This window comes from Roseobacter cerffii, from assembly GCF_054226325.1.
Window position 1 is genome coordinate 4,079,745 of sequence record NZ_CM135757.1, and the last position, 11,570, is coordinate 4,091,314.

General features: G+C 59.5%; 10 protein-coding genes. 4 read left to right on the plus strand and 6 right to left on the minus strand.

Annotation, left to right across the window (positions count from 1 at the left end; genetic code table 11):
- The first annotated feature begins 15 nt into the window (after positions 1 to 15).
- The 3 genes from ACVC7O_RS19870 to ACVC7O_RS19880 all read left to right on the plus strand — a co-directional run bounded on the left by ACVC7O_RS19870 (position 16) and on the right by ACVC7O_RS19880 (position 4,006).
- Positions 16 to 2,754 (plus strand): EAL domain-containing protein, encoded by a 2,739-nt coding sequence (locus tag ACVC7O_RS19870; RefSeq protein WP_458323844.1) that lies wholly within the window; start codon positions 16 to 18, stop codon positions 2,752 to 2,754.
- 326 nt (positions 2,755 to 3,080) lie between these two features.
- The gene (locus ACVC7O_RS19875) at positions 3,081 to 3,494 is read left to right on the plus strand and encodes an STAS/SEC14 domain-containing protein (protein WP_458323845.1); all 414 of its coding nucleotides are present in this window, start codon (positions 3,081 to 3,083) and stop codon (positions 3,492 to 3,494) included.
- Positions 3,495 to 3,538: 44 nt separating this feature from the next.
- Positions 3,539 to 4,006, plus strand: coding sequence for a c-type cytochrome (locus tag ACVC7O_RS19880; protein WP_458323846.1), 468 nt, complete (start codon positions 3,539 to 3,541; stop codon positions 4,004 to 4,006).
- A 452-nt stretch (positions 4,007 to 4,458) separates the two neighbouring features.
- Here the strand turns inward: ACVC7O_RS19880 and ACVC7O_RS19885 are convergent, their stop codons facing one another.
- The 5 genes from ACVC7O_RS19885 to ACVC7O_RS19905 all read right to left on the minus strand — a co-directional run bounded on the left by ACVC7O_RS19885 (position 4,459) and on the right by ACVC7O_RS19905 (position 9,452).
- A complete protein-coding gene (locus tag ACVC7O_RS19885; protein WP_458323847.1) occupies positions 4,459 to 5,199 on the minus strand; it encodes a hypothetical protein in 741 nt (246 codons plus the stop codon).
- Between the two features lie 185 nt (positions 5,200 to 5,384).
- Complete coding sequence (locus ACVC7O_RS19890; protein WP_458323848.1) at positions 5,385 to 6,875, minus strand: cytochrome-c peroxidase; 1,491 nt, start codon at positions 6,873 to 6,875, stop codon at positions 5,385 to 5,387.
- 43 nt (positions 6,876 to 6,918) lie between these two features.
- On the minus strand, positions 6,919 to 7,131 hold the full coding sequence (locus tag ACVC7O_RS19895; protein ID WP_458323849.1) for a DUF1127 domain-containing protein: 213 nt from the start codon (positions 7,129 to 7,131) through the stop codon (positions 6,919 to 6,921).
- Positions 7,128 to 8,348: a flavin-containing monooxygenase gene (locus ACVC7O_RS19900; RefSeq protein WP_458323850.1), complete on the minus strand. Its 1,221-nt coding sequence runs from the start codon at positions 8,346 to 8,348 to the stop codon at positions 7,128 to 7,130. The genes ACVC7O_RS19895 and ACVC7O_RS19900 overlap by 4 nt, the downstream gene beginning before the upstream one ends.
- A gap of 24 nt (positions 8,349 to 8,372) precedes the next feature.
- Complete coding sequence (locus ACVC7O_RS19905; RefSeq protein WP_458323851.1) at positions 8,373 to 9,452, minus strand: class I SAM-dependent methyltransferase; 1,080 nt, start codon at positions 9,450 to 9,452, stop codon at positions 8,373 to 8,375.
- Positions 9,453 to 9,581: 129 nt separating this feature from the next.
- On the opposite strand from ACVC7O_RS19905, the gene ACVC7O_RS19910 reads away from it, so the two are divergent.
- Complete coding sequence (locus tag ACVC7O_RS19910; RefSeq protein WP_458323852.1) at positions 9,582 to 10,625, plus strand: GlxA family transcriptional regulator; 1,044 nt, start codon at positions 9,582 to 9,584, stop codon at positions 10,623 to 10,625.
- Positions 10,626 to 10,707: 82 nt separating this feature from the next.
- Here the strand turns inward: ACVC7O_RS19910 and ACVC7O_RS19915 are convergent, their stop codons facing one another.
- A complete protein-coding gene (locus tag ACVC7O_RS19915) occupies positions 10,708 to 11,544 on the minus strand; it encodes a LysR family transcriptional regulator (protein WP_458323853.1) in 837 nt (278 codons plus the stop codon).
- Positions 11,545 to 11,570: the final 26 nt, after the last annotated feature.

An 11,570-nucleotide genomic window follows, 5' to 3' on the forward strand; every position in this document is an offset into this window, starting at 1 on the left:
CTGCGCTCCCATGCCTTGCGTTATCTGCTTGTCGCGCATCTGATTGTCGCCACGGTCTTTCTGGCAGACCGTGGCGGCTTTTTGCGTGGGTTGAATGACCGTTTGGAAGACTTCAGATCGGGTCTGGTGGAGCGACCAGCCTCTGGAGATTTCGTGTTCGTCGCGATTGATGCGGCCTCCATTCGCGCCGTTGGCGCCTGGCCGTGGTCACGCCAAGTGCACGCTGACATCCTTGAAAATCTGACCACCGCCGGGGCTCTCGACATCTTCTTCGACGTTGATTTTGCATTTCCCGCCGATCCTGCTGGCGACGCGGCCTTCGCCGCAGCTCTGGAGCGGTCGGGCAACGCTTATCTGCCGGTTTTCCAACAGCTCAGCCGCACCAGCGGCCCCGAACAGAGCACGAATTGGCCACTGGACATTTTTGCCGAGCGAAGCTGGCCTGCGCTGGTCAATGTCTTCAGTGACGCGCAAGGTGCGATCCGCTTCTACCCCTTCGGCGAGGTGATCGACGGGGACTACATCCCGTCGGCAGCGGCCCTGCTTACGGGGACATTCTCTGAACGATCCGGCAGCTTTCCGGTCAACTACGCCATTCTGCCGAGCAGTGTCCCGATCCTATCGGCGGTCGATGTCGCCGAGGGCAAATTCAACCCCGAAGATATTGCAGGTCGCTCCATCATCGTAGGGGCCTCAGCGATCGAGCTCGGAGACTTGTTTACCGTACCCGTGCATGGGATCATCCCCGGCCCGCTTGTGCACGTGCTGGCGGCAGAGACCTTGGCTGCGGACATCGTCCCAAAGACCGTTGCGACAGGTTGGATCTTGTTCGCGCTGCTCGCAATGTTGCTCCTTCTTCAGACACGCGTCTTTCGGAAACCAGCCGTCTTGATAACCGCCGCCGGGCTTACGCTGATCGCCAGCGAAGCCGCGGCGCTTGGGCTCTTCGCGCGGCAGGCCATTGTTGTTCCGACCGCGGCCCTCTATCCAAGTCTGCTGGTCTTTTGCAGCTGGTCGCTCCTCTGGCGGCTCAAGCTCAATCGAGCGATCATCCGCCGCCAACGGCAGCAGGTTGCCAACACGTCCGCTCTCTTACAGCAGGTGTTCGACGACAGCTTCGATGCGATCGCCATCGTCGACGAGATAGGCGCCGTTCGAATGCACAGCGAGTCCGCCACGCAGCTGTTTGGTTGCGACGAGATGCAACAACTTCTGCTGCCAAAGCGGCTGAAGGATGATGCCCTTGACGCCATGCAAACCGGCGGTGACGGATCCCTGCAAAAATATGAGACGCGCGGCGGTGGCACGCCCCTGCATCTGGAATACACGGTCACGCCGTCGGAGACTGTTTCCTTCGACCTCGGTAAAGAACACAAGGTCCAGATCGCCACGCTGTCGATGCGCGACGTCACGAAGATCAAACAGCAAGAGCGCGAGATCGCCTATCTGTCCAGTTACGACGCACTCACCGGCGCACTCCGGCGCGGTGTCTTTCTCGATTTCATCGCCCTCCGCGCGGAAGGGGGCGATCCTTTCGCGATTTTCGTCTTCAACCTGAGCCGGTTCAAAACCGTCAATGTCGTGCTGGGGCGAGACGTCGGAGACGCCCTTCTGCAAAATGTCATCAAGCGACTTGAGCAGGCGGAGATGAACATCTCCGCCGTGGCGCGGCTTGGCGGAGACACCTTCGCCTGTTTTACAGAATTTGCAATTGATGACGCCGAGGCTAAGACCCTGGCGCAGCGGCTCTGCGACGTGATTGGCGCTCCCTATGAGCTTGAGGATTCCAATGCACGTGTCGGCGTAAGGCTTGGGTATTCAGTGATACCTTCAAATGAAGACGTCGCCCCAGCGGAGGCGCTGTCGCGCGCAGAAGAGGCGCTCGATGCTGCGCGGCTGTCCGGAGATGATACCCCGCGGCCGTACAACCCTGTGATGTCCATAAGGCAGTTCCGCTCGAGAGAGATTGAGCGGGTCATGGGCCGGGCTCTCGAGCGCGAGGAATTCGAGGTGTGGTACCAGCCGCAACACCGTGTCAGCGATCTGAAACTCATCGGTTCGGAAGCGCTGTTGCGCTGGAAATCTGAGGCTCTCGGCCAGATTTATCCTGACGAATTCATCGAGATCGCGGAGTCGACCGGGTTCATCAACGACCTGGGAGCCTGGGTGCTGGAAAAAGCGGTTCAAGACACGCTGCGATTGCCGCCTCATATGAGCGTCGCGGTGAACGTATCCGGCGTCCAGATGACCGGTGACAGGATCGTCAGTGACATCAACAAACTACTGCAAGACACCGGGTTGTCGCCGTCACGATTGTGTCTGGAACTTACAGAGACGGTCTTGTTTGACGGCACTGGCGAACTGGTCGAAAAGATGCGCGATATTCAATTTCGAGGTATCAGCTGGGCGCTTGACGACTTTGGAACCGGCTATTCGTCATTGGGATATCTCTCGCGTCTTCCAATTGAGAAACTGAAGGTCGACAAGTCTTTCACGTTTGGGCTCGGCACTGACCCGGCAGCTGAACCGATCCTGACTGCAATCGGGGATCTGTGCCGCGGCCTCGGTATGACGTTGCTATGTGAAGGGGTGGAGACCGAAGAACACCTCGCCTTCATGCAAGCTCAGAACTTCGCCGAAGCCCAAGGGTATCTTTTCAGCAAGCCCATGCCGTTTTCTGAGTTCCAGACCTATGTGGCTCGAGAAGGTCTGGTAGACGCAAAGTCTCCAGCCCGGTTTCTTGCGGGCGGATAGCTCTTAGATCTGATCTCAACTGTTCAACCGCCCGTCGGTGAATAGAGGATCAACTGACCACCGGTGTGCCCCGGCCAAGATTTACAACTTTGAGTCCGACCATTAGTTCAGGCCAGGCTGGAACATGAGCTCTTGGAAAACGGAAGCCGCAACGCCGCCGTAAACGACCAATCACTCCGATCTCTTTGCGACCAAATCAAAGGCCGAGTCCCCAGCATCGTTGCTTCAGGCCGTGCTCAAACACCAACCAAGCTCAATTGATTTGCGTCAACGACCCACCGGCCCACTCCAAGCATACTTTCGGTGAAGAGAGGAGGGCCCCAACCATGCTGAAGATTTCGAAGCCATCGCCGGACCGTTTGGATTTGGAGCTGTCAGGCGCGCTCGATAAGGAAGCCATGCAGGCCGGCCTTGATGACCTGATCGAGAAATCGGTGGATATCACCCATGGCAAGATGCTCTACAAGGTTTTGGACTTCGAGATGCCGACGATGGGCGCGCTTGCTGTAGAGCTCCAACATATGCCAAAGCTGTTCAGCCTGATCGGAAAGTTCGACAAATGCGCGCTGCTGTCGGATATCGGCTGGCTTCGCACTGCCGCAGAGATCGAAGGGGCGGTGATCCCCTCACTCGAGATCAAAAGTTTCCCGCTATCAGCCGTCGTCGCAGCAGAAGACTGGCTTGATGGTCAGATGGCAGACGACGACCAACAAGAAGCGGATGAAAACTTCCCTGTTTGAAGCAGCCGCACATCTGATCACTCCACAAGGCAATGATGGTGGACATGCAAACCGAGACCATGAAGAAAAATGGAGAGGCAAACATGCAGAGAACGACTTTAGCCGTACTTCTATTTGGGAGCGCCATATCAGTGCTCGCATCCTGCACGAACCAGGTTGGACAAAGTGAGGCCATGCCAACCCGGGCGGATGGCGGCGCGTTCTTCGCCGCAAATTGTGCATCCTGCCACGGCGCCGATGGCAAAGGCGAAGTGACTGCGGCCAACAGTCTCGCGGTCGCACCTCCTGACCTCACCACGCTGAGCGCCGAAAACGGGGGGCAGTTTCCAGCAGCAAGGGCGTTGAGCTACATCTATGGCGATCCGGAAAACAGCCATCTTGCACGCGTCATGCCGCAGTTTGGTGGCGCGATGGCCGAAGATCTCGTGCCTGTGGAGATTGAGGGTGTGCTAACACCTACACCTCGAGAGCTGGCAGGTCTGTTAGTCTACTTGGAGAGCATTCAGCAGTAGCGCATTGGCGGTTCTGGTTCACGCTCCGCGCCGCCCTTCAAGCACGCCTCTTCACCCCGAGACGCCATGATCTCGGGGCTGCTTTATCGAGATATTCGGACTATCGGAACGCATCCAACGGCCTAAGTCAGCGCCCACAGCCGCAAGCTCGGTCTGCCATGTGCGGCAAATGAAAAGATGACGACTTGATCACGCCAGGGAAGGTGCGCTGAACTTCCAAGATAGTCTGCTGGCCGACCGGCACCCGCCATTGATCGCATCACAACAGCGGTTCCAGAAACATCGATCTCAACTCGAAACCGGTCAAACCGCAGTTATGCATGCGCCTCTTGATGGTCCGAGACGGGCGTTGATCCCGCCGTTCCGGCTTCACCTTCAACGACCGCAATCAAAAAATCGATTGGTCGCTTTAGAAACCGGGGCCGACGCTAGACCCACCCCGATTTCTTAAGTCAAAGTCCTGTCCGCTTCGGCAAAGCCACGTACATCTGCACGTGCGTGACCGTCGAAAACGCGCCCGGCAGAGGACCATATGTCGTGCCGTCCGAGTGCCAGGCGATGGCGAGGTCCGCGGCGAGATGCTCCCCGGTCAACTGCAAGCAGGGCGAAATTGTCCGCTGAAACTCGGCCGACCCATCCTCAGCCGCAACGAAGACGTTTTCGGACCCATCGCGCGCACCGAATGGCAGGTCATAGGTTCCGATGAATGGCTCCGTCGGCGGCCAGACCATGAAATCATGCCACATGGTGTAGACGCCGTTCGGGACGAGGTTTTCAAACGTGAAATCGACAGTCCCGACGCCGTCTTCGCAGGTGTAGGTGCCGCCACCCTTGGCTGCAAACCACTCCCCCAATGTGAGACCAAGCGGGCGCCCCCTTGGGTATGGTCCGGTATCTGTCGTATCCAGGAAGTTGTGTTTGACTTCAATGCGCGGGGCATAGAGGGGCGCGTCCATGTCTCGTGTCGCGGCTGTTGGACGAAAGACTTCGCCGGAGCCCGGCACTTTTTCGTAAAAGACGTCTTGCTCGGCCATGCCATCGTCGATGTGGAAGATGAACGATAACGTCATGTTTTCCGCTGCGTCATAGCTGGTCGGAGCTTCTGCCGATGGCTGCTCGGCGCTGCTAGCGTCTGCTTGTGTCACAGCGATCAATGCAATCGCCGCGGCGCCCGAAAGAAGAATTGCTTTCATGTCTTTGGTCCTCATTAAAACTTTGGGCGGAATTGCCCGGTTGGGTAGAGTATGTTCCCTTCGCCGCTTTGGGCGCGGGGGGATGGCCCGGAGCCTGACAAGCAGTCTCCGAGAAGCCGATCCAGCGGTTGGCTGGGTCAGAGGTTCGATGGAGAGCGTGTTTTACCCTGTGGGATTGGAAGCGTTCATTCGCCGCGCTCCGTCTTCGTTGGAATGGGTGGCTGCGGTGGGAGACCCGATGGGACGCGCCGTGGGATGAGGTCGGTGCGATCGACCGCTGTTGGATCAGTCAAGGCCGCAAGAAATTCGAGGATTGCATCGACCTCTCCATCGCTCAGCCGGATTGGTGCAAGTGCATTTGCCGCAGCAATACGACTGCGAAGTTGGGGGGAGGCGTGCACCCAATCGTTCCGCAGACCGAAGGCGGTTCGGCGGTTCGGGTTCAATGGCCGGAAGATCAGTTGGGACCCCTGCCCGGTCTGCTCGATGATATGATCAAGCGGTGGCAGGGTTGATGGCTTCACTTCGTAAGCCTCAAGTGACGCGACTGCATCGAGATGATGACGCACCATGGCCTCGAGGTCCTCGAAAGCGCCGCTGTGCCCCCATGGACCTGTCAGCGTAACGTTCCGCAGACTTGGCGTGCGAAAGGCAAAAAGATCGTCCGTCTCGAAGGTGACCCTGTAGCGCCCTTCATCCTCGAGGAACGCCTTGAAACCCGAGGCGCGCCAATGGCTCGTGTCAGAGCCGTGTCCCTTGCCCGGACCGATTTGTGGAACGGCAATGGCGTGAAACCCATGATCGGTCAGCAAAGAACCCGAGTGGCAATTGGCACATCCAGCCTTGCCATAGAACAAATCCAGCCCGGCGCCTGCAGCTGCATCCAACGCCCCGATATCGCCGGCGATGTGGCGGTCGAATGGGCTCTTGTCAGACCGAAATGCGCGGGACTGGAAGGCGGCCAGCGCACGCGCGGCCTGCGAAAAAGTGATCTTTCCCTCATCCGGGAACGCCGCATCGAACATGGTCCGATACTCCGGAAATTCGCCCAGACGTGCAGCGAGCAAATCCCAGGCGTCCGTGATCCGATCTTCGGCAACAGCGGTCGCTATTGGGTTTTCGCCCTTCTGCCCCGCCATTTCCGACGCTGACAACACCGGAAACATGGCCTGTGCGGCCAGTAGACTGTCGAGATCGCTGGGCAGATGTTCACGCGCCGGGCTCCAAAACCCGCTCTGAAAGGTCGATTGCGGATCAGGTTCGAGCCGCCCGTCATGGAACATCGACAGATACTCCCGCGCGCCAATGTTCCAGAGTGCCTGAGCATTGCGGGGAATGCGTTCGGTTACACCATCCGCCGTACGCCGATCAGGGCCAAAACCTGTCCCACCTTCCCCGATCGACAGTGCAACGCCATCGCTGGTGCCGCGCGCCGGATCATGACAGGTGCCGCAGGAAATGTTGCGGTTGCCCGACAGGATCGGGTCAAAGAACAGGTTGCGCCCAAGCTCGAAGAGCGCGTCCTCCGGCGCCCCGTCATAGAGAAAGTCGTCATCCGCCAGAGGTCCGGGCAACGGTACAGCATGCTGCGCATCTGCGTCCGCGGTGGCCAGAGCCAGCAGGATCGCTGCGGAGGCGACACCACTAAGGTACTTCCGGGTTTTTAAAGTTAACATGATACCATCTTCCATCGTTGAAAATCAGACCATGAGATGCAGGTTACGGCCGCCGTTTCATTGGTTTGACCGTGCGACCTGGTGGGATCAGGTGTTCGTACCCAATGTCGCGTAAGAGGTGATCGGACAGGTTCCCGAGCGCCCGAAGCGAGCGTCTGCGGTTGTATCGTTCGATCACCCCTATGACGAACTCAGCGAATCGTCGGCGCACCGCACGGTGCCTCTGCTCTACTCCGGCTTGATCCGTCAGCGTCATTGTCCCGCGCCCTTCAACGACAGCGACTTTTGCTGCACCAAGTCGGCGGTCCGGGAGGTTGAGTCCGAGCCGGTCGCGCCAGAAACCCGAGCGGCGATCTGGTCTGCAATCCGCACGCCGCTTATCCCGCCCGCGTGGAAGAAGCCCTGAAAGATGATGCCATATCCCGTGAACCAGAGGCCGGGGTTTCGGGCGTCAGACTGACCCATCGGGTGCAGGGGATAGCCATCACTGTCTAAGGCGCCAAGATGACCGAACAGGTTTTCCAACCCGGACCGATAACCTGTTGCACAGATCACCACGTCAGGCGCGATCCTGCGTCCATCGGCGAGATCGACCGACGCGGGCCCGAACCCCACGGTCTCCGCCACGACCTCAAAGCGCCCGGCTTTCAATGCCGCAACGAACCCGTCATCCAATGCAATGGTGACGCCATGTTTGAACATGCGGGATGCACCTCCCATCGCGTGGCGCCGCAATCCATAGCGCCGCAGATCGCCAAAGCTGAGGCGCTGCATGATCGCAAACATCGGGTCCAGCGACCAATTCGGGAATCTCGCAAAGACGTTCGCCAAGCGGTGCAGGGGAAACCCGAAGATCCGTGACGGCAGAATGGACGGGCCGTGCCGGACGGAGACCCAGACCCGGGCAGGCGATGCCCGCGACAGATGGTTCAGGACGTCCGTGCCGGAGTTTCCAGCCCCGATGACCAGGACCTTCTTACCGTCATAGTCCCGCGGTTCGGCAAAATCAGCAGCGTGTATAACCTGCCCTGAAAACGCGGTCAGCCCGGGCCAGACAGGCATGGTTTTCACTCGATCGCGCCCCGTTGCGACGATCAGATTTTCGGTGCGGAAGTCGCCTTTATTGGTCTCTAAGCGCCAATCCTCTGCTGTGCGGTGAACCGCGCGAACCTTCGTTTCATAGTGGATTGGAGCATCCAGATCAGCAGCATACCCGGTCAAATAGTCAACAACGGTCTCTTTGCGCAGGTGCGTGTCTCTGCCGGGCACCTTCTGGCCGCGAGGCAGCTGCGCAAAATGGCGGTGGATGTTTAGGCGCAGTTGCGGGTGGCGCGCGCGCCATGGGTCGGCGACACGGTCTGACGCCTCCAGGATGGTGACGGGCACACCGCGTGCGCGGAGTTCTGCGGCGGCTGCGAGGCCGGAGAGACCGGCACCGATTACGATCACACGTTCTGCATGAATGGGTTTCATCGTTAACATCCTCAAAAAGGGCCGCTAATGGCGGGCGATAAAATAGGCGTTTATGGGGTCGTGTGGCAGGCGGTGGGTTTCGACGTCACGAAATCCGGCGGCGGCCAGATACTCCTGCGCCGTTTCGACACCCCACATGGTGCCAAGACCTGGTCCGCCCTGACCAATCGAAATCGGCGTGCAGTGCATCAGCGAGATGGTGTAGAGGAGCGGCGCAAACGGGTTATCAATATTCGCTTCCAAATCGCGGGACCCGCCGATGTCCTGCATCAGAAAGACGCCCTTGTCCGCGAGCGAGTTGAACACGAGGTTCAGCAAGCCTTGCGGATCTTTCTGATCATGAACTGCGTCGAAGGCCGTGATCAGGTCATAGGTCCCCATGGACGCAACCTGTGACATGTCCCGCGCGCGTAAGATCAGGTTCGACAGGTTCAGTTCACCCGCAACAACTTGCGTCTCAGCAAAGGCATCTTCGCAGAGATCGACCCCTGTAAAGCGGCTGGCAGGGAACGCCTTGGCCAGCTCCAGCATCGCGCGCCCAGCCCCACAGCCCACATCAAGAACACTGATGCCGTGCTCCAGCCGATCGATCAAACCGGGAACCAGCGGAAGAATCTGATCGGTCAGCGCTGCAACAACGGTCTGGCTGCTGTCTTCCGCCATGACATCGTGGAATCGGCAGTAGTGGTGGTATTGAGTTCCGGCGCCATCCCGGAATCGTGCGAGCATCTCTTCCTCAACGGCTGCGGCGACACCGATGAACTGGCAAGTCACCGCCATGTTATCGGGGCTTGCCGCACGGGTCAGGATGGCGGCGTGTTCGGCAGGCAAGGAATAGGTCCTCGCTCCGGGCTCATAGTCAACGACGCCGGACGTCACCATCACGCTCAGCCACTCGCGTACATAGCGTTCGGCCAGCCCGGCCTTGGCGGCCAGGTCTTGAGAACTCGGGTTGGTCAGGGATGCAAGGGTGTCGAACAGGTTGCTGCGGTGGCCCAGCGACGTCATCAAGGCCAGCGCGCCGCCGTTCATCGCACCAACCAGATGGTTTGCGAAGGCCTCGACCTTAGCATCGTCAAAGGTGGCTTCAGATCGTACGCTCATCATGTCTCTTTCAGTTCTTGGCGGCAGGCGCCTTCTGCGTCTCTCGGGGTATTGCCGGAGTCTTTCGCCAGCTGATATGCTCGAAAACAAGCAAAGCGGTGAAAATCGGACATGACGCAAAGACAAACTATGGCGACCTACAGGACTGCGGTGCTCGCGATGCCCTGCGTTGGCAGTTCAACGGCGTTCAGCATTCTCGACGCCTTGGCCTCCGTCGGTCGAGACTGGGAAATGCTGCACGGCGCAGAGCCCAAAACCCCAAGCTTCGACGGCAGCCTGCTCTCAATCGATGGCGCGCCCTATGCGGACATCAACGGGCGGCTGGTCACACCAGACGGCGGGTTGGAGGCCTATGGCCAGCCGGATCTGGTGATTGTCCCGGACCTGCATCTTCCTCCAGAAGAACAGCTGCCGGAAGAATTCGGCCAACTGGTTCCGTGGATCCGCGAGGTGTATTCGAAGGGTGCGATGATCACATCGGTTTGTTCGGGGGCGTTGCTGGTAGCTGCAGCGGGACTGCTGGACGGTCTGGATGCAACAAGTCACTGGGCCTTCTGTGACACCATTGCAAAACGCTTTCCGGAGGTCCGGATGCGACGCGAGCGCATTCTGATCCCCGCAGGCGACGGCCACCGGATTGTAACAGCCGGCGGCGCATCCGCCTGGGGAGACCTGGTCCTCTACCTGGTGGGTCGATTGGCGGGACAGGAGGAGGCGCGCCACTTGGCAAAGGTGTACCTGCTGCAACCTCATACAGACGGACAGTTGCACTATGCGTCACTTGTCGCCGGAGCGCAGCATGATGACAGGCTGGTGGCGCAGGCACAGGTCTGGGCCGCGGACAACTACGCGATGCCGGCCCCTGTGTCAGCTATGGCAGAGCGGTTCGGTTTGAGCGAACGCAGCTTGCTGCGCCGGTTCAGAAAGGCGACCGGGCAGACACCGGTCGAGTACATCCAGACGCTCAGGATCGAAGAGGCCAAGCAGATGCTTGAGACCACAGACACGCCAATCGAAGAGGTGGCCGCAGAAGTCGGATACACCGAGACGTCAAGCTTTCGAAATGCGTTTCGGCGATACGTTGGCATGCCCGCATCAACCTACCGGAAGAAGAGGCTGCCGCCGATGATTGCCCGAGAATGGGAGGCTTTGCACCGGAAGCGACAGAGTTGACGATGAGGAGCGTGCGCCACGATTTGTCTTGGCCAACACGGCAATCTGCAACCTTGGCGCATTTGCGACAGTCGGACGGCCGCTAACCGCTCAGCGCTTTTCCGTGACGCCGGACGAGGTCGCGCAAGAAGTCTGCCACGGCCTGAACCCGGCGAGATTGAACAAGATCGGAGTGGGTCACGAGCCAAATCGGTTGATCAAGGCCCAGATTATGCTCGAGACAAACCAGCCCACGCGGTCGGGCTAGGAAATGCGGCAACACGGCGAGCCCGAGACCGCTGGCGCACGCCACCAATTGGGTGGCGAGGGATGTGGTCGTAATCGCAGCGGCGCGATCTCTCAGGGTGCGGTCGAGCCATTCCGCGGCGGGGAGATGTGCTTGGGCTTCTGACCAAGTGATGAAATCATCCGTGTCAAACGTCGCCGCATTCCCGCGCGCAGCAACATAATCAGGGGCACCGTAAAGGCCGAAGCCCAGGGTGCCCAACCGCTGGAGAGAGACGTTCCCACGTTCGGGCTTTACCAGCCGGAGGGCAATGTCCGCATCCCGTCGATGCAGATTGGCCGTCGCGATATCGGTGACGAGTTCAAGCCTCAGTCGCGGATGGGTGTCGTGGAGCTGCGCAAGTTCTGGCAGGATCAGACCGGTTGCGAGGTTTTCCGCAGTAGCCAGGCGCACCGTTCCAGAGACGGCCACATCCTGCTGCAACCCGGACACGAGCGATAGGGCAGCGGCCTCCATCTCCTCGGCGCGCTCGACCAGCGCGGCACCCTCTTCTGTCAGCCGGTACCCGGACTGATGGCGCAAAAACAGGCGCTGGCCGACTGCGGCCTCCAGCCGCTCGAGCCGCCGTGACACGGTCGCGAGGCCCAGATCAAGTTGCCCTGCCGCACCGCTGAGCGTGCCAAAGCGCGCCACCGCGAGGAACGCGCGGATGTCATCCC